Genomic DNA, 20,945 nt, shown 5'->3' with positions numbered 1-20,945 from the left:
ATGAACCCCGCCGTGCATGCGCCCGGCGGGGTTTTCTTTGGCTATTAACGGAAGCTGATTTTCGGAAACAGGCTTTTCTTCGGTTTGGTTTTCGGGCCAACCTGTTCGTCAATCGAGGCCGCAATCTGACGGGCGATATTGGCATAGGCCTGTGAATGGGCCCCGTCCGGGTCGGTCTCGATAATCGGTTTGCCTTCATCCGCGCCCAGGCGGATTTTAAGGTCCAGCGGAATTTCACCCAGGAACGGCACCCCTAGTTCATCGGCTGCCTTATGGGCCCCGCCATGATCAAACACATGGTCTACATGGCCGCAATTGGGGCACTGATAATAGCTCATATTCTCGATCAGGCCGAAAATCGGCACATTGACCTTGCGGAACATGTTCAAACCCTTGCGGGCATCCAGCAAGGCCACATCCTGCGGGGTGGAGACAATAATCGCACCCGTCACCGGCACGCGCTGCGCCATTGAAAGCTGAATGTCGCCGGTGCCCGGCGGCATATCGACCACCAGCACGTCCAGTTCACCCCAGTCGGTATCACGCAAAAGCTGTTCCAGTGCGCCCATCGCCATCGGCCCGCGCCAGATCACCGGCTGTTCCTCATCAATCATGAAACCGATCGACATGATTTTGATGCCAAAGGCACTGGGCGGGGTGATTTTGCCTTCCTTTGACGAATGGGTCGGCTTGGCGGTGCGAAGGCCCATCATGCGCGGCAATGACGGCCCGTAAATATCGGCATCCAGCAGGCCAACGTTTAACCCCTGCCGGGCCAGCGACAGGGCCAGATTGACCGATGTGGTCGATTTGCCTACACCGCCCTTGCCCGACGCCACGGTCACGACAGAGCGAATGGCACCCAGGTCAAGCGGACGCTGCCCACCGCCTTGTGCACCTGGTGCTCCTGCCGCGCGTGCGCCCTGCCCGCCAGAAGCAGGTGAATGACTGTGAGAATGACCATGCGAATGGGAATGCCCGTGACCGCCCGACGCGGCAGAACCCGCCGACTTTGCAGCCCCCGGGGTGCTCTGGCGTTCGGCTGTCAGTGCGACACGGGCTGCTGTGACCCCGTTCACACCATTTACCGCACGCTCCGCATTCTGGCGCAAATCTTCCAGTGCCGGACCCCGTTCGGGATCAACACCAATCATGACGATTACGTTTTCACCATTAATATCAATACCTTGCACCATACCTTTTTCAACGATATTCTTACCGTCAGCGGGATCGGTAACGCCTTTTAGGGCCTCAAGGATTGTGTCGCGAGTGAGCGAGTTCATGTTGCGGTCTCCGATTTTCGGCTTATGTCCTTGATCAGTTGGGACATGTGGGTGCCTATCGTTGTTTTGCGCGGCTAGCTGTCATATAAGGCGGAAGAGCCGGGTAATCAAAGAGAAACACCGAACGGCAAGGAGGGGAAGACACTCGATGCCATGGAATTCGCAAGGGGGCGGTGGCCCCTGGGGTAATGGCGGCGGCAATAAAGGCGGCCAGAACCCGTGGGGAAAACGTCCTTCAGGCGGGAACGGAGGTGGCAGCACGCCGCCCGATCTGGATGAAATGATTCGCAAAGGCCAGGAACGCTTAAAAAAGATGTTTCCGGGCGGTGGCGGTGGTGCCAAGGGCATTGTCCTGATTGGCCTCGCCATTATCGGCATTTGGCTTCTGACCGGTTTTTACCGGGTGCAGCCGGGTGAACAGGGGGTTACGCTTCTGTTTGGCAAATGGGTTGGCACAACCGGTCCGGGCCTGAACTATTTTCTCCCCGCACCGATTGGTGAAGTCATCACGCCAAACGTCGAACGCACCAACCAGATCGAAGTGGGTTATCGTGGTTCAGGCATGGGCGCCAACGCTACCCGTGACGTGCCCGAAGAAAGCCTGATGCTGACCGGTGATCAGAACATCATCGATATCGATTATGTGGTGCAGTGGCGTATCCGCGACGCGGGGGCCTATCTGTTCAACATCCGGGATCCCGAAACCACCATCAAACTGGCATCCGAAAGTGCGATTCGCGAGGTTGTGGGTAAAACCGACCTTGAAGAAGCCCTGACGGTAGGCCGTGTTCAGGTTGAAGAACAGACACGCAGCCTGCTGCAAAGCATTCTGGACAGCTACAAATCGGGTATCTTCATTTCTGAAGTCAAAATGCAGAAAGTGGACCCGCCCAAAGAAGTCATTGATGCGTTCAACGATGTGCAGCGTGCCCGCCAGGACCGTGACCGTTCACGCAACGAGGCACTGGCCTATCGCAACGACATCATCCCGCGCGCCAAGGGTAATGCCGAACGCATGATCATGGAAGCACGCGCTTACAAAGATCAGGTTGTTAAAGACGCACAGGGTGAAGCCGCACGTTTTGAATCGGTTTACAATTCCTATCTGACCGCCAAAGACGTGACCAAGCGCCGCCTGTATCTCGAAACCCTGCAAGAAGTTCTTAAGGGGTCCACCAAGATCATTCTGGATCAGAAAGACGGCAATGGCGTTGTGCCCTATCTGCCGCTTCCAGAAATCCAGAAACAGTCCGCCACCCAGAAATCAGGAGGCAATAACTGATGGGGAGCCCTAAACTTATTGCCGCTGCCGTTATTCTGGTCATTGTCGCGATTGTCGGCTCCATGTCTGTCTTTACGGTCCGTCAGGACCAACAGGCTCTGGTGCTGCAGTTCGGTAATCCGGTTCGGGCCATTTCCGATCCGGGGCTGCATTTCAAACTGCCAATCCAGAATGTGGAATATTACGAACGCCGTATCCTGGACCTTGACCCGCCGGTACAGCAGGTTCTTCTGTCGGATCAAAAGCGCGTCAATATTGACAGCTTCGCCCGCTGGAAGATTGTTGACCCGCTGCAGTTCCGCAAACGTGCACTCAATTCCGCACAGTTCGTGCAGATTTTTGGTCAGCGTTTGAACTCGGTCATCCGGGGTGAACTGGCACAGTCACCGCTGATCGCGCTTTTGTCTGACAACCGGGCCCGCATCATGGAGAAAATCCAGGCAGCCCTGGTTGAACCGGCAAAGGATTTTGGTGTTCAGCTGATCGATGTGCGTATCGGTCGTACCGACTTGCCCAAGGAAACCTCGCAGGCGGTTTATAACCGTATGCGTTCAGCCCGTATTGCCGAAGCATCGCAACTGCGCGCCGAGGGTGAAGAGATCAAATCCAAAACCCAGGCCGATGCTGATCGCGAAAAAGTCATAATCCTTGCCGAAGCCCGCCGCCAGTCTGAAACCCTGCGCGGTGAAGGGGATGCGGAACGAAACAAAATTCTCGGTGCGGCCTACAACAAAGACGCACAGTTCTTCGAATTTTATCGTTCGCTGCAGGCCTATCGCGAGGCGCTCGATACAGGGACAACGATGGTGCTGTCACCGGATTCCGAATTCTTCAAGTACTTTAATCAGTCAGACCCCGGCGCAAGCCGCTAGACAAATCGATAGGGCGACCGGCATACTCTGCCGGTCGCCCTTTTGAGTCATAAATAAAAAACGGAACGTCCAACCCCATGAAAGAACTCGCCACCGCCATTCTTCTGGCAATCGCGCTGGAGGGAATGTTTTATTCACTGTTTCCGCGCGGGGCGAAGCGGGTTATGGAACTGATGCAGGAAATTTCCGAAACCCAGCTCAGGATTGGCGGATTGGTGGCAGCCGTTATTTGTGTCGGGGCGATTTGGGCAATGCGCCAATTTTGGCAATAATCCCCGATTGAACATTGGCGATTACAGTCTTTTGCGTCACAAACCTGCCCTCTGACACAAAATCCCCTGCAGAAAACAGACTTCCACCTCAGACTTGCCCTTTTTTTGCCAAACTCGCCCTTAATTTGGGAGGGGTGCGATGCGGTCCCTCGCATCGCCTGCTGCACAAAACATAAAAATCTCCGTGAACGCGGCAACAAACAGGATCAATAACCATGCGAAAAGCGTTTTACAATCCGGCCCGCAAGCTGTCTGCGGCGCTCGTGATTGTGTTATTCAGTGTCACGGGTATGGCAGGCAGTGCCTATGCCCGCAGCGCACCGGACAGCTTTGCCGATATGGCAGAACGGCTGCTTCCCGCCGTTGTCAACATTTCCACCAGCCAGCTCGTCGCCGACCGCCAGGGACCGGATTTCCAGTTCCCTCCCGGTTCGCCGTTTGAAGATTTGTTCCGTGACTTTATGGAACGCAACGGCCAGGGCAAAGATGGCGATCAAAAAGCCCCGCACAGACATCGTGCGACCGCCCTTGGATCCGGTTTCATCATTTCCCCGGATGGTTACATCGTCACCAACAACCACGTCATTGATGGCGCAGACGAAATTTCGGTTACGTTGCACGACAACGAAACCCTGCCTGCCAAACTGATTGGCCGGGACCCGAAAACCGACGTCGCGCTTCTGAAGGTGGAGCCGAAAAAAGACCTGCCCTTCGTTAAATGGGGCGATTCGGACAAAGCCCGTGTCGGTGACTGGGCAATGGCGATTGGTAACCCGTTTGGCCTGGGCGGCACCGTGACAGCCGGTATCATTTCGGCACGCAACCGTGACATCAACCAGGGCCCGTATGACGACTTCATCCAGACCGATGCCGCCATTAACCGTGGCAACTCTGGAGGTCCACTGTTCAACATGGACGGCGATGTGATTGGCATTAACAGCGCCATTTATTCGCCTTCGGGCGGGTCTGTCGGCATCGGCTTTGCCATTCCGTCGGCCATTGCCGAGTCGGTCGTTGACCAGATCAAGGAATATGGCCGTCCGCGTCGTGGCTGGCTGGGTGTCCATATCCAGACCGTGACCGACGACATTGCCGATTCCGTTGGTCTGGACGAAGCCTATGGCGCGATGGTTGCTGACGTGACCAAAGACGGCCCGGCTGCCAAAGCCGGCATCAAACAGGGTGACATCATCCTGAAATTTGATAGCAAAAAGGTCGAAAGCATGCGTCGTCTGCCGCGTATCGTTGCAGAAACCAAAATCGGCAAATCGGTCGATGTGGAACTGTGGCGTGACGGCAAGAAAAAAGACATCACCGTTGATCTGGGTGAGTTGAAGGAAGATACATCTGCCGACGACACCACCAAAGACCAACCGGAACAGCAGCAGACCAAACCGTCCGGCGAAACCACGATTGACGCCCTTGGCCTCAAGGTTGCCAATATCGACGATGAACTGCGCCAGCGTTTCAATCTCACCGACGATACCGAAGGTGTCATTGTGACCGACGTTGATACCGCCAGCTACTCGGCTGAAAAGGGTGTTCGCCCGGGCGACATCATTCTCGAAGCCTCGCATCAGTCGGTCAAAGATGTTGCAGAAGTCGAAAAGGCAGTGAAAGCAGCCCAGGATGACGGCAAACGCACCATTCTGATGCTGATCGAAACGTCTGCCGGTCCGCGTTATTTCGGCCTGACGCTCGATAAAAAAGACAAATAATATTTAAAGGCCAACGGCCTTGAATGGAAAGGGGCGGCCCACAAAACGGGCCGCCCCTTTTTTTGACTGTTAATTTTAAGGCAACTGAACAGTTTCAGGCGGACACAAACTGGTCACGGGTATAGCCCTGCATATAAAGCAATGCCGTCAGATCCCCATGATTGATGCAAATTCGAGCCTGCGCCTGCACCGATGGCTTGGCATGAAAGGCAACGCCAGTGCCTGCCATCGCAATCATTTGCAAATCATTGGCCCCATCGCCAACTGCAATCGCATCGGCAGCGGTAGTGCCGTTTTGCACCGAGAGTTTTTGCAGCGCATCCACCTTTGCCTGACGATCCAGCACCGGCTTTTTCACCTTGCCAGTCAGGGTTTTACCATCATCGGTCAACAGCACGTTGGCCTGGTCAAAATCAAACCCCAATTCACGGCGCACCGCATCGGTAAAAAAGTCAAACCCGCCCGAAACCAGGGCAGCATAGGCCCCATTGGCGCGCATGGTCGCGACCAGGGTTTTGGCACCGCCGGTATATTCCACCCGTTTCCAGGCTTCATCGAGCATGGCAACCGACATCCCGGCAAGCAAACCAACCCGTTCATCAAGAGCAGTTTCAAAATCCAGTTCGCCATTCATGGCGCGCGCGGTGATGGCGGCAACCCGGTCCTTAACCCCGGCAAAATCCGCCAGTTCATCCAGGGTTTCGCCGGTCACAATCGTGCTGTCCATATCGGCAATCAGCAACTTCTTGGCGCGCCCCTGCACCGGCTGCACCACCAGATCAGCGCCGATATCAACGTTTTCCAGCGCCTTGTCGGCCTGTTCGCAGGTAATACCGGTAAAAAACAGGTCACAGGCCTCGCCAGGTGCCAGCCAGCGTGTTTCCCCAATTTGCGCACCAGCGGCATGCAGGGCGCTTGTTGCCCGGTCAATTAAATCATCTCTCAGGGCACCGGAATGGGGTGCCGCGATCAGGGTCAACACCAGATCCATTTAACAAAGGCTCCTTACTGGCAGGAATGTGCGGGAAATAATGGTGCCTTTATCCCGATTGCGCCGGTCAAAGACAAGAAAAGTTTCGCCAAAAGCGGAACATCGGGCGCGTATAAACATTGATACAATAAGACTTACGTTAAAACCTGGCCGGTTTTGCACCGCCCGTCGTCCATTTTGAAGGCCGATCATGGAAATCAGCACATTCACTGCCCGCGAATTCAACCAGGATACCAGCAAGGCCAAAAAGGCCAGCCTGCGCGGGCCGGTTTTCATCACAGATCGTGGAAAACCTGCCCATGTTCTTATGTCGATCGAGCACTATCAGAAAATTCTGGGTCTTGCCCCGTCTATCGTGGACTTGCTGGCAAAACCGGAAACCGCCGACATCGACTTGAACCCTCAGCGTATCGAGAACATGTCCGACATTACGGATTTGAAATAATGTATTTGCTAGACAGCGACGTCATCGACGAACTCAGAAAAGCCGACACAAAACAGGCTAACGACAATGTCGTGAGCTGGGCAAACTCTGTGCCCACAGCCGGTACTTTTCTATCCGCGATCACGATCCTGGAGCTTGAAATTGCCATTCTGGAGCTTGAATGGCAGGACGAAGAACGTGGCCTGATCATGCGCAAATGGCTTGACGAAAATGTCATCCCTGCCTTCGATGGCCGTGTGCTGCCGATTAACGAAAAGGTCGCCCGCACCTTTGCCCGCTTTCACAGCCGCACCCGGCATTCCGAAGGGGCAACACTTTTGGCTGCCACAGCCCTGGTGCATGGACTGACCGTGGTGACACGCAACACCGATGAATTCAAACAAACCGGTGTGCCCCTGTGCAATCCCTGGGATGCACCGGAAGAAGCCCCCTGCAATCCCGATAACTAGAGTACGCCCGTGTCTTCCGGTTCGGGTCATGATGGCCGCTTGACCAATATGCCTGCGCAACAAAGAACCGGATTGTCGCGCCTTTCTTACATTTCCAATGCAAACAGTTTATGGATAACAGGTTCGCACCTGTTATATCCGCTGCTCGCATGCGATATTTTTTGACTATCGCCGAACCGATCAGCAAAACGGAACTGCATTGATGACTCCGACCAACACCCCTGCTTCATCGGCCCCGATTGCGGCATGTGAAAGCCGTGATGCCAGCCCTTTTGCGCCCGTCATCATCGTTGCCGGGCCAACGGCCAGCGGCAAGTCGGCGCTCGCACTGGATCTGGCGCGGGAATTTGACGGGGTGATCATCAATGCGGACAGCATGCAGGTTTATCGTGAATTGCGCGTCCTGAGCGCCCGGCCCGACGACAGCGAAACGGCACAGGCGCCGCATCGCCTTTATGGGGTGCTTTCCGGGGCGGAGGCCTGTTCGGCCGGGAAATGGCGCGACATGGCGCTGGCCGAAATTGCCACTAGCCATCAAAACGGACAGCTTCCCATCGTAACCGGCGGCACGGGCATGTATTTGAATGCCCTGATCAACGGCATTGCGCCGATTCCCGACATCGATAAATCCGTGCGCAACGACCTTACCCGGGAGCTTGAAGCCCTGGGCCATGCCGCCTTTTTCACCAAACTTCGGGAACAGGACCCGGAAACCGCCGCCACTCTGGACCCGGCCAACAGCCAGCGACTGATTCGCGCTGCCGAAGTTTTACGTGCCACCGGCCACGGTTTGGCCCACTGGCACGGGGCAGGCATGCTTCGCCCGCCCGCTGGCATGGCGTTTTTGAAATTCTGTTATATGCCGCCGCGCGATATTTTATATGACCGCTGCAATCGCCGGTTCGACCTGATGATCAATCAGGGCGCGATTGACGAAGTACGTTTTCTGCTGGCGCAAAACCTTCCAGGCGACTCCCCGGTGATGAAGGCGGTGGGGGTACGCGAACTGGCGGCATATCTGGCAGGATCGCTTTCGTTTGAGGACGCAAAGACGCTCGCACAGCGTGAAACACGCCGTTATGCCAAGCGCCAATTGACGTGGTTTCGCCACCAGATGCCGGACCGCGAGACCATTGATGCGCAATATTCGGAAAGCCTGGCAAGCAAATTGCGCAATCTTGTTCACCAATTTCTGTTGACCGCGCCAAAGTGAGGCGATAGGTTGGCCTCTCCGCCGATGAAATGGCGGAAAACCGCCGTTTCGGCGGCTTTTTCAACCCCAATCACAGGGTAGATCGATCATGTTGCAATCTCGCGGTTATCACGCGACACGTTGTTGTCGCTAAGTAAGAGGCTCGAAGAATCATGGCAGAACGTATTATGAATGGTGCAGAAGTAGTGTTGCAGGCCCTGGCGGATCAGGGTGTGGAAGTCGTATTCGGCTATCCCGGCGGCGCAGTGCTTCCGCTATATGACGAGATTTTCAAACAGAATCACATTCGTCACGTTCTCGTGCGCCATGAACAGGCTGCCGTGCATGCCGCCGAAGGTTATGCACGCTCCACCGGCAAGGTTGGCTGTGTGCTGGTCACCAGCGGCCCCGGTGCGACAAATGCTGTGACGGGCCTGACCGACGCATTGCTCGATTCTATTCCGATCATCTGCCTGACCGGGCAGGTTCCCACCCACCTGATTGGCAATGACGCCTTTCAGGAGGCTGACACCACCGGCATTACCCGCCCCTGCACCAAACACAATTATCTGGTGAAGGAAAGCGACCGTCTGGCACGCACGATGCACGAGGCCTTTCATGTCGCGACAACCGGTCGTCCCGGCCCGGTCGTGATCGACCTGCCCAAGGATATTCTGGTCAGCCCGGCCCCCTATATCGAACCAGCCAAGGTGCAGCACCGCACCTATAACCCGCAGGTCAAGGGTGACCGTTCGCAAATTGAACAGGCGGTTGAAATCCTGGCATCGGCCAAGAAACCGGTTTTTTATTGCGGCGGTGGTGTCATCAATTCCGGTCCGCAGGCCTGCAAATTGCTGACCGAATTTACCCGCCTGACCGGTGCGCCGATCACGCTGACCCTGATGGGGCTTGGCGCGTATCCGGCGTCCGATAAACAATATCTTGGCATGCTGGGCATGCACGGCACCTACGAAGCCAACCTTGCGATGCACGATTGTGACGTGATGGTTGCCATTGGTGCCCGCTTTGATGACCGTGTGACCGGCAATGTCGATTTCTTCTCGCCTGGTTCCACCAAAATCCAGATCGATATCGACCCCAGCTCGATCAATAAAAACGTTGCTGTTGATGTCGGTATTGTGGGCGATGTCGGCCATGTTATCGAAGACATGATGAAAATCTGGAAGGCCAAACAATACAGCATCAACCAGGCCGCCCTGGATAGCTGGTGGGGTGAAATCGAAGGCTGGCGCGAAAAACGTTGCCTGTCCTACATTCAGCCCAATGATGTGATCAAACCGCAGCATGTTATTCGCCGCATGCACGCGCTCACGCGCGACCGCAAAACCTTCATCACCACCGATGTCGGCCAGCATCAAATGTGGGCCGCCCAGCATTTCGGGTTTGAACATCCCAATGAATGGATGACATCGGGTGGCCTTGGCACCATGGGCTATGGTCTGCCGGCTGCCATGGGCGTTCAGGTTGCCCATCCTGATGCCACCGTCATCTGCTTTAGCGGTGATGCCTCGATCATGATGAATATCCAGGAATGCGCGACACTGACCCAGTATCGCCTGCCGGTCAAAACCGTGATCCTGAATAACCGTTATATGGGCATGGTGCGCCAGTGGCAGCAGCTTCTGCACGGCTCTCGCTATTCCGAAAGCTATAGCGAAACCCTGCCGGACTTTGTCAAGCTGGCCGATGCCTTTGGCTTTACCGGCCTGACCTGCACCAAACCGGCGGATCTTGATGATGCGCTTCAGAAGATGCTCGATATTGACGGGCCGGTTATTCTGGATGTGGCGGTGGATGACAAGGAAAACTGCTTCCCGATGATTCCGTCTGGCAAACCGCACAATGAAATGTTGCTGGGCCACGAAACAAGTGACGCCCAGGCCATCGATTCCGACGAGGGGATGGTCCTGGTCTAAGCAGGCCTTTTTGTTGCGCACACGCGCACCAGACGAACCGATATTTTCATGATGACAGGCGGGGCTGGCGCGATGAGACCATCGCCCGCCCCGACCGCAGCGGAGCAAGACCGTGAGAGAAACCGAAATTTCCAAACACACCATTTCTGTTCTGGTGGACAACGAGGCGGGCGTTCTCGCCCGTGTCATCGGCCTGTTTTCCGGCCGTGGCTATAACATTGAAAGCCTGACCGTTGCCGAAGTTGATGCCAATTCGCGCCAGTCGCGCATTACGGTTGTCACCTCGGGAACACCGATGGTGATCGAACAGATCAAGGCCCAGCTTGGCCGTCTGGTTCCGGTTCACAAGGTAAGTGACCTGACCCTGGCTGGCCCCAGCGTTGAACGCGAACTGGCATTGGTCAAGGTCATTGCGACCGGTGAAAAACGTGTCGAGTCCCTGCGCATTGCCGATATTTTCAAGGCGCGCGCCGTTGATGCGACCAATACTTCCTTTATTTTCGAAATCATCGGCAGCCCTGAAAAGATTGATGCCTTCAATAAATTGATGGAGCCGCTTGGCCTTTCGGAAATTTCCCGTACCGGTGTTGCCGCGATTTCGCGCGGCACCATTATGATGTGAATTTGCCCTGCTCCGGCATGGGCCGGGGCAGACGCCAAATACATTTCACCCTTTTAATCCAGCGACCACGCCAATCAGAAAAAAAGTGTGGCCCAACGTCCAGAGGTATCGAAAGATGCGTGTTTATTACGACCGCGATGCAGATGTTAACCTGATCAAGACCAAAAAAGTTGCCATCATCGGTTACGGCTCCCAGGGCCATGCCCATGCCCTTAACCTGCATGATTCCGGCGTTGCCGAAGTGGCTGTTGGCCTGCGTGAAGGTTCCTCGTCGCGCAAGAAAGCCGAAGCTGCCGGCCTGAAAACCATGACCCCGGCCGAAGCTGCTGCATGGGCTGACGTTGTCATGATCCTGACGCCGGATGAACATCAGGCTGCGATCTATGCCAACGAACTGGGTGCGAACCTCAAAGAAGGTGCCGCCCTGATGTTTGCCCACGGCCTGAACGTGCATTTTGGCCTGATCGAGCCGCGTGCCGACCTTGACGTCATGATGGTCGCGCCGAAGGGCCCGGGCCACACCGTGCGTTCCGAATATGTCCGTGGTGGTGGTGTTCCCTGCCTGGTCGCTGTTGAACAGAATGCCTCGGGCAATGCCCTTGAACTGGCCCTGTCCTATGCGTCGGCTATTGGCGGCGGTCGTTCGGGTGTTATCGAAACCACCTTCCGCGAAGAATGCGAAACCGACCTGTTCGGCGAACAGGCTGTTCTGTGCGGCGGTTTGACCCAGCTGATCAAATACGGCTTTGAAACCCTGACCGAAGCAGGCTATGCGCCGGAAATGGCTTATTTCGAATGCCTGCACGAAGTGAAGCTGATCGTTGATCTGATGTATGAAGGCGGTATGGCCAACATGCGTTATTCGATCTCGAACACTGCTGAATATGGCGACTATGTCACCGGCCCGCGCGTCATTGACGCCTCGGTCAAAGAACGCATGAAAGGCGTTCTGGCGGACATTCAGGAAGGCAAATTCGTGCGTGACTTCGTTCAGGAAATGCACTGTGGTCAGCCGATGTTCAAGGCAACCCGCCGCCTGAACGCTGAACACCAGATCGAAGAAGTTGGTGAAAAACTCCGCGCCATGATGCCGTGGATTGCCGCCAACAAGCTGGTCGACAAAGAAAAGAACTAAGTTTCTTTGACAATCTGACTATCGAAACGACCGCCGGTTTTTTCCGGCGGTCGTTTTTGTTTGCCCAAAAATAATCTTTGGCCCGGTCAGCCCAAATCCTCGATCAAACGAAAGCGTTCCCACACAATTTGCATATCGGGCGAAAAGCCTCCATTGCGCTCAAAATAGGCGCTATGGCCTGCCCGCCATTCCTCCAGGCTGTCATCTTCGCCTTCGGCCAGGGCCATTGCTTCGGTTATTTCATCAAACCGGCACTGAACCAGCTCTGCCGTTTCAATGACAAGGGCGGGCGTATCGTCCCAGTTCAGGGCAATATCCTGCCGGCCAATTTCCGGCATGGCCTCTCCGGCATCATAATCCCGCAAGGCCCCACAAGTTGCCACCTTTTTGCCCGATCGCACCAGGGCAACCAGTTCCTCACACAGCTCCGCACTATCACCAAACTTGAAGGTTTTCGCGCCCGGATAACGTTGTTTTAGGGCTTTCAATACGTCAGACATCCAAACTTTTCCTTCCCGTCGCTTTTGCCATTCTGGTTACAGGTCTTACACCTGTTCATAGCCCCCATAATATCACCTAATATATGCAATTTTACGGGGCAAAAGGCCATCCCACGCCATCGCCAAACGATAAAACCCTTTTGCCGCAGGACAATGCCGCCCGGCACAAGCCATCACAGTGCGGCATTGCGGAATTAGTACTGGTATCTGATGGGCAACTTATTTAATCCTGACCTTTAAAACTTTAACTCAGATATGAGCTCACGAATGTCCGAATTCATAGACCTTTCGCCGGAAGTTGCCGAAGCCTTTGCCAGCGGCGCGCCCGTGGTGGCCCTGGAATCAACCATCATTTCACACGGTATGCCTTACCCGCAAAACCTTGAAACAGCACAGGCTGTTGAACAGGATATTCGCGATAATGGTGCAGTACCTGCCACCATTGCCGTCATTGGCGGGCGGTGCAAAGTGGGGCTTTCCCCCGAAGAGCTGGAATATTTCGCCAAGGGCAGCAACATTTTGAAACTGTCACGCCGCGATATTCCCTATGCCATTGCCAAAAAATGCGATGGCGCGACCACCGTTTCGGCAACCATGATTTTGGCCGAAAAGGCCGGTATTTCCATTTTTGCCACCGGCGGCATTGGCGGGGTTCATCGCGACCTTGCAGCCAATTATGATGTTTCGGCCGATTTGACCGAATTGGGCCAAACCAGCGTTGCCGTGGTATGCGCCGGGGCAAAGGCCATTTTGGATATTCCAATGACGCTGGAACATTTGGAAACGCTGGGTGTGCCGGTTATTGCCTATGGCACCGACGATTTCCCGGCATTTTACACCGTCAAAAGCGGCCAGAAGGCCCCCTTGCGCCTAGACAGCCCCGAACAGATTGCCGCTTTCCTGACCGCAAAATGGGATTTCGGCCTGGAAGGGGGCGTGATCATTGGCAACCCGCCGCCTGCCGAAACGGCACTGGCCCGCGAAGCCATCGAACATTTCATTGAATCCGCCCTGATCGAGGCCAAAGAGCAAAACATTCATGGCCGCGAAGTCACACCATTCCTGCTTAAACGTGTGACCGAACTGACCGAGGGTAAAAGCCTGAAAGCCAATATTGCCCTGGTGCGCAACAATGCCCGCCTGGCCGCAAAAATTGCCGTGGCCCGCGCACAGTAACATCACCAAAAACATCACCAAACGCCCTTCTCACTTATCTGAGACACACAAAAATGCGGGCCTGATATGGTCCGCATTTTTGTTTAATCTAAAACTTTTTGCCTTTAAAAAAGGGCGTGGAGCCGCCCGGTTGAGAAGCTGCCCCACGCTCCGTCGCGGACCTTATGCCAGGGTGGCCTTCGACAAAAGGCTGCGATCAAGCCGACTATCATCAATGGGATCATCCCAAACCGTCCGGCAGGGCCAAACACCGGCCCACACGGGCACGCTGTAATCTTCGACATCATCCATCGGATCCCCCGCACGGACCTTGGCCGAAACTTCCACCATGTCGAATTCCAAAAACATGGTGGCCTTTAATTCCTGTATATTGGGATGGCGGATCTGATCCCACCGGCCCTTTGCCAGCTTTTCAATGAACAGGGCTGCCTGTTCCATTTTTTCCGCCGGGTCGTCCATGACGCGGCCCTTGCCATACATCACCACGGAGCGGTAATTGGCGGTATGGTGAATGGCCGCACGCGCCATCACCAAACCATCCAGATGGGAAATGCAAATGCACGCCTCCGCCCCGTTGGCAATGGCGGAAAGCACCCGGTTTTTTGATGACCCGTGAATATAAAACTGTTCACCCACGCGCCAATGTGCCGTCGGGATCATCACCGGACGGCCATCCAGCACGATGCTGACATGGCAAATGATCGCCTCATCAATAATGCGATGCACCGTTTCGCGGTCATAACTGGCGCGCTTTTGCCCCCGCACCACTTTTGTCTGCGGGTGAATATCATAGGTGCTATCGCTCATCTCATGTGTCTCCAGGGCGGTTATCAACTTTACGTCCCGCATCATCGGCAAAATTGGACTTTTCATAAGAACCGATATAAGAAAACTGATAGAACCAATTTGGAAAAGCAGCCGGCATGAGCACGATTTTTTCCTGGATATTCAACAGCCAGTCCCACGAGGCAAATCTGCCAGCCTATCGCAGGCTTTATCTGGGTATTCGTGCGGCCATTCTGGATGGACGCCTCAAACCCGGCGAAAAACTTCCCGCGACACGCGACCTGGCCCGGCATTTACACCTGTCACGCAATACCATCATCAATGCCTTTGATCTGCTGATGTCCGAGGGCTATATCGAAGGGCGCGTGGGTGCGGGCAGCTTTGTCGCCACCAGCCTGCCGGACCATCTTTTTCTAACCGACAAAAAAGACCGCAAAAAAGCAGCCATCCGCCCAACTTCGCCCGTTCCCCAAACACAGCCCCATAACGGAGAAAACCGCCCGCTTCGTATCAGCAAAAGTGCGCAGCGCAGCCTGGCCTTTAACCGTTTTCATCCTCCCTTGTCGGTGACGCGCCTCTTTAACCCAGCCATGCCGGACTTGTCGGCTTTTCCGTTTGATATTTGGGCGCGCCTGTTGCGCCGTGCCTGGCGCGCGCCCCATCCCGCCATTGCCACCCCGCATGACAGCATGGGCCTGGCCGATTTGCGCACCGAAATTGCAGGCTGGTTGCGACAATCGCGCGGGGTGAATTGCCATGCCGATCAGGTCATGATTGTTTCCGGTGCCCAGCAGGCACTAGACCTTGTCGGGCGGGCCCTGATTGACCCGGGGGACATTGTCGCCCTTGAGGACCCGGGATATGAGGGCATTCGCGGTGTGCTGGCCGCCAATGGGGCCGTCATACAGCCGATCCCGGTGGATGCGGAAGGCCTGCAGGTTGACGCACTGACAGCCCTGAAAAACGCCCTGCCGCGCATGGTGGTCACCACCCCGTCACGTAATTATCCGCTGGGAACCACACTGTCGCTGACGCGCAGGCTGGCCTTGCTGCAATGGGCACATGACAATGACGGCTGGATCATCGAAGACGATTATGACAGCGACTATCGCTATGACGGACCACCGCTTTCCTCTCTTCAGGGTTTGGATCGTGAAAACCGTGTCATTTATATCGGCACTTTTTCGCGGGTGCTGTTTCCCGGCATCCGGCTGGGGTATCTGGTGTTGCCGGACGATCTGGTACCGGTTTTTCGCGGTTTGCGCGGCTTTGCCGATGGCGTGCCTGCACCCACGGCACAGGCAGCCCTGGCCGCCTTTTTTGCCGACGGACATTTTGGCAGCCATGTCAGGCGCATGCGCCTGCTGTACGGGGACCGGCGCAGCCATCTTTTGGGGCTAATCCGTGATCATGCCAGCGACCTTCTGGATATTGTGGTCAATGATGGCGGTCTGCATATTTGCACCCGGTTGATCAACGGGCAGCACGATGTGCATTATCGATCCGCCCTGTTGGACAAACACATCGATTGCCGGTTTTTATCCACCTATTTCCATGACCAAGGGTTGACGAAAGAGACGACAAACCGCCAAGGATTGATCATGGGTTTCGCTGGATGGGAAAAATCGCAACTGGAAAAAAGTTTTGATGATCTGATCACAATCCTGCGCCGTAACACTTAATGTACCCCGAGCCAAAGAGAGAGCGCGCCGCCAATCCCCCACTGGCATGTTACAAAGGCGCGCTCTTCTCAATTTGATCTTATTACGTTGAAAGACCCAACAAACCAGAGGCCCGGATGCCCCGTCCCCCCATTGCCGTGATGTGGTTTCGCAACGATTTGCGTCTGACAGACAACCCCGCCCTTGCAAGCGCCATAAGCTGGGCACAAGCGCATGATGGCACGGTTCTGCCGATTTATATTCTTGACGACATCACGGAAAAACAACTGGGCGGTGCCACCCGCTGGTGGCTGGAACACAGCCTGTCGGCCCTTGAAAAGGCGATTACCGATAAAACCGGCACCAGTGCCGCCAATAAACCAGGCAACAGCCTGCGCCTGTTTCGCGACAAGGCCCAAAACGTGCTTTCCCGGTTATGCGAGGATCACGATATTGGGGCGGTCTTCTGGAACCGCTGTTATGACCCGCAATCAGTGGCACACGACAAGGCGTTAAAACAGCATTGCCGGGATGAGCTGAACCTTGAATGCAAAAGTTTTAACAGCCACCTGTTGTTTGAACCCTGGCAGGTCAAAACCGGGGCAGGCACATCGTTTAAGGTGTTTTCGCCCTTCTGGCGGGCCTGCCTGAAAATGCCCGCCCCCGACACGCCGCAAAAGGCCCCAACAGGTGTTCCCCTGTCTGGTATTGCCCCGGCGCATGCGGTTGCTTTGTCTGACCTCGACCTTTCGCCCAGGCCATTTAATTGGGCCACGGGTTTTGCTGAACGCTTCACCCCAGGCGAGGACGCCGCCCGCCAGCAGCTTGCCGATTTTATTGATGACCGCCTGAACGATTATGCCAATTTGCGCGACCGGCCCGACCGGCGGGTAACATCGGAACTTTCACCGCATTTGCGCTTTGGCGAAATCAGCCCGCGCGAGATCTGGCATGCCGTCAGCCACCGGGCGGAGGCAGAGCCGAAACTGCAAAAAACCGCCGCCAAATTTCTTGCCGAACTCGGCTGGCGCGAATTTGCCCATCACATTTTATTTCATGCCGACGACCTGCGCAGCAAACCGCTACAGGAGCAATTCCATCATTTCCCCTGGCGCGAGGATGATGACGCGCTCAAGGCCTGGCAGCAGGGCAAAACCGGCTATCCGATTGTTGATGCCGGGATGCGCGAACTTTGGCATACCGGCTATATGCACAACCGGGTGCGCATGATTGTCGGGTCTTTGCTGGTCAAACATCTGCTTTTGCATTGGCAGCACGGGCTTGAATGGTTTGACGATACGCTGGTTGACGCCTGCCCGGCAGCCGACCCGTTTTCCTGGCAATGGATTGGCGGCTGCGGTGCCGATGCAGCACCTTATTTCCGCATTTTCAACCCGGTTCTTCAGGGCGAAAAATTTGATGAAAACGGCGATTATGTCCGCCAATGGGTGCCCGAACTGCGCAACCTGCCCGATTCCCACATCCATAAACCGTGGGAAGCCCCGACCCTGATGTTAAAAGGGGCTGGCATCACCCTTGGCGAAACCTACCCCGAACCAATCGTCGATTTAAAAGGCGGACGCGAACGCGCCCTGGAAGCCTATCAGCAGATGAAAGCCGGGAATGAGGGAGCGTCATAACCCGCATTTGTGATCAACGGGCTAATTGACCACTCCCCTCTAAAATCGAACCTGCTACAATTCGTAACAGGGAACACTTTCGAAGCATTTGGTTGTAGCTCCCCTCTAAAATCGAACCTGCTACAATTGATGAAATGCCACCATTCAATAGCAGCTTGTTGTAGCTACCCTCTAAAATCGAACCTGCTACAATACCGGTAAACCGGCACAAATGCGACAGAGCGGTTGTAGCTACCCTCTAAAATCGAACCTGCTACAATGTAACCAATTTACTTACACGGTTTCAGGCTGTTGTAGCTACCCTCTAAAATCGAACCTGCTACAATGAACGCGACATGTTTGATCAGGGACGACAGGTTGTAGCTACCCTCTAAAATCGAACCTGCTACAATAGGAACTGCGAATCCCGCAGCATATTCAATATGTTGCGGGATTTTTTGAGTCAAAAACCGGCATTTTCTCCCGAAAAATCGTGTGTTTTTCGCAAAAACGAGTCATTTTTCGCCTGCTAAAACCATCCAAAGGCCCGCCATTCTGACGTACTTTGGAGGCTGCCGGGTGTTAGCGCCAGAACGGTTTTTGCTTGTCGAAAGCCTTCCAGGCCTCTGCAATGCCCTGAAGGCGGTAATCGGCGCGCGCGCCATACCAGCCGGCAAGGCGACCCACCCCAACCATACCCTGCTTGCTTAGGGTAGACTGCAAAACCGCCAGTCTGTTTTCGGCAACGGCAGCATCGTTAAGCTGGCCCAAAATATCCTGCAATTCGGCCAGATTGTTGCGGAACTTGCGCACCGATTTGCCACTGTAAATTTCATAAAAGAAATCGCAGGCATAGCGCATCTGTTTCACATCCAGCCGCCAGGCATGCAGCCCGGCAATGCTAAGCTCCGTAACCTTGCAGCCACGCTTGCCGATGCGTTTGCGCGCCTTTTCCAGCAGCGGTTCGGCCAATTCGCCAACCGGGGCCGACATGGCCCGCATCTGTGTTGCGCTTGCCCCCGATGCCCAGCGCGAATAACTGGACCACGCGCCCAGTAACAGGCAAAGCTGCTGGTAATCCGGTGAATCGAGCATGGCATTGGCCGTTTTCAGGGCCAGGGCACGCTGATGTTCCGCCGCCTTGCGCAATTCGGCATTGGGGCCGTTTTCATCCCTGTCAGGAAAGCGCATTTCAATGGCGGGCAGGGTTTCATCCAAAAACACATCCCAGTCGCGCAGGGCATCCAGCCCCTTGGTGCAGATTTTTAGCAAACGGCGAATTAACACTGCCTCGCCAGAGGGAAGGTTATGGCGAAACAGGCTGAACGCCACGCGCAGGCGCCGCATTCCGATGCGCATCTGATGGCACCCTTCCGGATGCAAATCCTGGCGCACGCAAATTTCGTTGCCCAAAATCATCGTCAGGCCCTGGGCAATCACGGCACGAAAGGCTTCCTCGGCACTCATACCCGCATGAAGACCCACCGGCACGGCCTTGTAAAAGGAGGGCTGTTCATTGAAATAAAGCGCACGCCCGCGCGAGGCCTTCGACCGCAAACTCAGGTAAAGCGGCACGGTGCGCTGCAATTCCAGCGCAAGATCAAACAAGGTGGCGGGATGACCTTCCTTTAATTCCAGTTCAACCTCGGAAATCGGTGCTTCGCGGTCCCCGGCGCGCACAACACCCTGGTCAATCGCAAGCTCCATCACCGCATCACGATAGCCAAGATCAACGCTGCTGCGTGACAGATCGGTTTCAAAAATTCGATCGATCTTTTTGTTTTTCGCCAGCTTGTCGAGCAATGCCAGCACATCGGCATCGGTAAATTTTGCCAGATCCAGTTCGCCGTTTTCCAGCTCGACCGTCCATTCCTGGCGTTCGGGCAAAGCCGCACGCAACCCGTTGGAAGCCTTAACGGTTTGCTCCCATCCGGTATTGCCTTTTTTGCGCACCCGAATCGCAAGCCCCTTGCGCGACAGCGCCAGTTTGGGCGTATCGTAATAGATGGAAACAAGCTGCGTGGTGGTCAGGCGGCGGCCTTCTTTAACTTCACGCAGAACAGGAGCCTGTTTCAGACGATTCACATGTTTCGGATCGATCCGCATCTTGAGTTCGATCTCGATCTGTTTCTCCGCCATTCGGTTTCCCTATCTATATTGTTCTGTCTTTTTGGCAGGTGCCGGAAAATGTCACCTGTAAACAGTTCTATCGTGAAACATATTTCAGAAATTTGAAATGATGCTGCTCAAAACGACGTCATGTATTTGTAACAATATTGCTAAAAAGCAAACTAAGCACCGCTGTGGCAAGCATTTTTGCCCAACAGGCCACAAGTGGGGAGATGAATGTTCAATTGAATGAATAAACACGGCTTCGGATGTTCAAATAACCACGAATCCGGCCCAATTCGCGCCTTCATCCTCACCAAAAGCGGATTTTCGTCACAACACAACTGCACCTGCGTCCCCCGAAAGGCGGATTCCCTACCCAGGCGCACAGGTCAGCGCAAATCAACAAAAACAAAACCCGGCTGTCTTGAAAAAGATGGGGAAAAATTTGCAACAGGCACAAAAAAACCCGGCCGAAGCCAGGTTCATTTTGAAGTTCAAGTGGTGCCCAGAGGCGGATTCGAACCACCGACACGCGGATTTTCAGTCCACTGCTCTACCAACTGAGCTATCTGGGCATCCTTGAAGCGTTTCCGTTTCCGGAAGCGTTCCCTGCGGAACGAGCGGGGTTATACAAGCTGGCTTTCACCTTGTCCAGCCTGTTTTCACATTTTTTTTGAACTTAAAATTCGTCTTCATCTTCAAGGTCTTCAAGATACTCGGGTGGCTCGGTTGCGGGCACGGCATAACTGGCATTCAGCCACTTGCCCAAATCAAGGTCCGCACAGCGTTTGGAGCAGAAAGGCCTGTATTTTTCCACAACAGGGGCATCGCACATGGCGCATTTGGTTGCCCCCGCATGCGCCGAAGCCTTGGAAGATGCCGTCATTTTGCCA

The 20,945-nt window shown here is 54.9% G+C and carries 19 protein-coding genes, 1 tRNA gene and 1 CRISPR repeat array; of the genes, 13 read left to right on the top strand and 7 right to left on the bottom strand.

The features are described 5' to 3' along the window. Positions 1 to 44: 44 nt before the first annotated feature. Entirely contained in the window at positions 45 to 1,283 is a 1,239-nt protein-coding gene (locus LF95_RS15990; RefSeq protein ID WP_073955992.1) for an Mrp/NBP35 family ATP-binding protein, read from the bottom strand. Positions 1,284 to 1,431: 148 nt separating this feature from the next. Here LF95_RS15990 and hflK point away from each other — a divergent pair, with 148 nt between their 5' ends. From hflK to LF95_RS15970, 4 genes are all read left to right on the top strand, one after another. After that, positions 1,432 to 2,565: an FtsH protease activity modulator HflK gene (gene hflK, locus LF95_RS15985; protein WP_073955991.1), complete on the top strand. Its 1,134-nt coding sequence runs from the start codon at positions 1,432 to 1,434 to the stop codon at positions 2,563 to 2,565. Continuing rightward, the gene (hflC, locus tag LF95_RS15980) at positions 2,565 to 3,437 is read left to right on the top strand and encodes a protease modulator HflC (protein WP_073955990.1); all 873 of its coding nucleotides are present in this window, start codon (positions 2,565 to 2,567) and stop codon (positions 3,435 to 3,437) included. Before hflK ends, hflC begins: the two co-directional genes overlap by 1 nt. A 77-nt stretch (positions 3,438 to 3,514) precedes the next feature. Next, positions 3,515 to 3,709, top strand: coding sequence for a DUF2065 domain-containing protein (locus tag LF95_RS15975; RefSeq protein WP_073955989.1), 195 nt, complete (start codon positions 3,515 to 3,517; stop codon positions 3,707 to 3,709). 215 nt (positions 3,710 to 3,924) lie between these two features. Next, positions 3,925 to 5,427, top strand: a complete 1,503-nt coding sequence (locus LF95_RS15970; protein WP_073955988.1) for a DegQ family serine endoprotease — start codon at positions 3,925 to 3,927, stop codon at positions 5,425 to 5,427. A 94-nt stretch (positions 5,428 to 5,521) separates the two neighbouring features. Here the strand turns inward: LF95_RS15970 and serB are convergent, their stop codons facing one another. Then, positions 5,522 to 6,418, bottom strand: coding sequence for a phosphoserine phosphatase SerB (gene serB, locus LF95_RS15965; protein ID WP_073955987.1), 897 nt, complete (start codon positions 6,416 to 6,418; stop codon positions 5,522 to 5,524). Positions 6,419 to 6,608: 190 nt separating this feature from the next. On the opposite strand from serB, the gene LF95_RS15960 reads away from it, so the two are divergent. The 6 genes from LF95_RS15960 to ilvC all read left to right on the top strand — a co-directional run bounded on the left by LF95_RS15960 (position 6,609) and on the right by ilvC (position 12,198). After that, complete coding sequence (locus LF95_RS15960; protein ID WP_073955986.1) at positions 6,609 to 6,863, top strand: type II toxin-antitoxin system Phd/YefM family antitoxin; 255 nt, start codon at positions 6,609 to 6,611, stop codon at positions 6,861 to 6,863. Beyond that, on the top strand, positions 6,863 to 7,312 hold the full coding sequence (locus tag LF95_RS15955) for a type II toxin-antitoxin system VapC family toxin (RefSeq protein WP_073955985.1): 450 nt from the start codon (positions 6,863 to 6,865) through the stop codon (positions 7,310 to 7,312). The genes LF95_RS15960 and LF95_RS15955 overlap by 1 nt, the downstream gene beginning before the upstream one ends. A gap of 202 nt (positions 7,313 to 7,514) precedes the next feature. Then, on the top strand, positions 7,515 to 8,525 hold the full coding sequence (gene miaA, locus LF95_RS15950; RefSeq protein WP_083607722.1) for a tRNA (adenosine(37)-N6)-dimethylallyltransferase MiaA: 1,011 nt from the start codon (positions 7,515 to 7,517) through the stop codon (positions 8,523 to 8,525). Positions 8,526 to 8,677: 152 nt separating this feature from the next. Beyond that, positions 8,678 to 10,441: an acetolactate synthase 3 large subunit gene (locus LF95_RS15945; RefSeq protein WP_073955984.1), complete on the top strand. Its 1,764-nt coding sequence runs from the start codon at positions 8,678 to 8,680 to the stop codon at positions 10,439 to 10,441. Positions 10,442 to 10,553: 112 nt separating this feature from the next. Next, positions 10,554 to 11,063 (top strand): acetolactate synthase small subunit, encoded by a 510-nt coding sequence (ilvN, locus tag LF95_RS15940; RefSeq protein ID WP_073955983.1) that lies wholly within the window; start codon positions 10,554 to 10,556, stop codon positions 11,061 to 11,063. Positions 11,064 to 11,178: 115 nt separating this feature from the next. Further along, positions 11,179 to 12,198, top strand: a complete 1,020-nt coding sequence (ilvC, locus tag LF95_RS15935; protein WP_073955982.1) for a ketol-acid reductoisomerase — start codon at positions 11,179 to 11,181, stop codon at positions 12,196 to 12,198. A gap of 86 nt (positions 12,199 to 12,284) precedes the next feature. Here the strand turns inward: ilvC and LF95_RS15930 are convergent, their stop codons facing one another. Further along, positions 12,285 to 12,698 carry an ASCH domain-containing protein gene (locus LF95_RS15930; protein ID WP_073955981.1) on the bottom strand — a complete coding sequence of 138 codons (414 nt, stop codon included), beginning with the start codon at positions 12,696 to 12,698 and terminating at the stop codon, positions 12,285 to 12,287. A 267-nt stretch (positions 12,699 to 12,965) separates the two neighbouring features. Between LF95_RS15930 and LF95_RS15925 the strand changes: the two genes are divergently transcribed. Further along, positions 12,966 to 13,874, top strand: a complete 909-nt coding sequence (locus LF95_RS15925; RefSeq protein WP_073955980.1) for a pseudouridine-5'-phosphate glycosidase — start codon at positions 12,966 to 12,968, stop codon at positions 13,872 to 13,874. 162 nt (positions 13,875 to 14,036) lie between these two features. Here LF95_RS15925 and LF95_RS15920 read toward each other — a convergent pair whose 3' ends face one another. Beyond that, positions 14,037 to 14,681, bottom strand: coding sequence for a pyridoxamine 5'-phosphate oxidase family protein (locus tag LF95_RS15920; protein ID WP_073955979.1), 645 nt, complete (start codon positions 14,679 to 14,681; stop codon positions 14,037 to 14,039). Positions 14,682 to 14,797: 116 nt separating this feature from the next. On the opposite strand from LF95_RS15920, the gene LF95_RS15915 reads away from it, so the two are divergent. Both LF95_RS15915 and LF95_RS15910 read left to right on the top strand, forming a co-directional pair. Further along, positions 14,798 to 16,342: a MocR-like pyridoxine biosynthesis transcription factor PdxR gene (locus LF95_RS15915; RefSeq protein ID WP_073955978.1), complete on the top strand. Its 1,545-nt coding sequence runs from the start codon at positions 14,798 to 14,800 to the stop codon at positions 16,340 to 16,342. 116 nt (positions 16,343 to 16,458) lie between these two features. Then, entirely contained in the window at positions 16,459 to 17,961 is a 1,503-nt protein-coding gene (locus LF95_RS15910; protein WP_073955977.1) for a cryptochrome/photolyase family protein, read from the top strand. Between the two features lie 25 nt (positions 17,962 to 17,986). Next, positions 17,987 to 18,353: a CRISPR direct-repeat array (repeat unit 36 nt; unit sequence GTTGTAGCTACCCTCTAAAATCGAACCTGCTACAAT). A 169-nt stretch (positions 18,354 to 18,522) separates the two neighbouring features. Here the strand turns inward: LF95_RS15910 and LF95_RS15905 are convergent. The 3 genes from LF95_RS15905 to LF95_RS15895 all read right to left on the bottom strand — a co-directional run bounded on the left by LF95_RS15905 (position 18,523) and on the right by LF95_RS15895 (position 20,938). Further along, positions 18,523 to 20,079: a CYTH and CHAD domain-containing protein gene (locus LF95_RS15905; protein ID WP_073955976.1), complete on the bottom strand. Its 1,557-nt coding sequence runs from the start codon at positions 20,077 to 20,079 to the stop codon at positions 18,523 to 18,525. A gap of 472 nt (positions 20,080 to 20,551) precedes the next feature. Further along, positions 20,552 to 20,627 (bottom strand) — tRNA-Phe (locus LF95_RS15900). Between the two features lie 104 nt (positions 20,628 to 20,731). Beyond that, positions 20,732 to 20,938 (bottom strand): DNA gyrase inhibitor YacG, encoded by a 207-nt coding sequence (locus LF95_RS15895; RefSeq protein ID WP_073956337.1) that lies wholly within the window; start codon positions 20,936 to 20,938, stop codon positions 20,732 to 20,734. Positions 20,939 to 20,945: the final 7 nt, after the last annotated feature.

Origin of the sequence: Thalassospira sp. TSL5-1 (genome assembly GCF_001907695.1) — a bacterium.
GTDB lineage: Bacteria > Pseudomonadota > Alphaproteobacteria > Rhodospirillales > Thalassospiraceae > Thalassospira.
The sequence above is the reverse complement of the archived record's forward strand: the minus strand, read 5'-3'. Positions and strand labels throughout refer to the sequence as shown.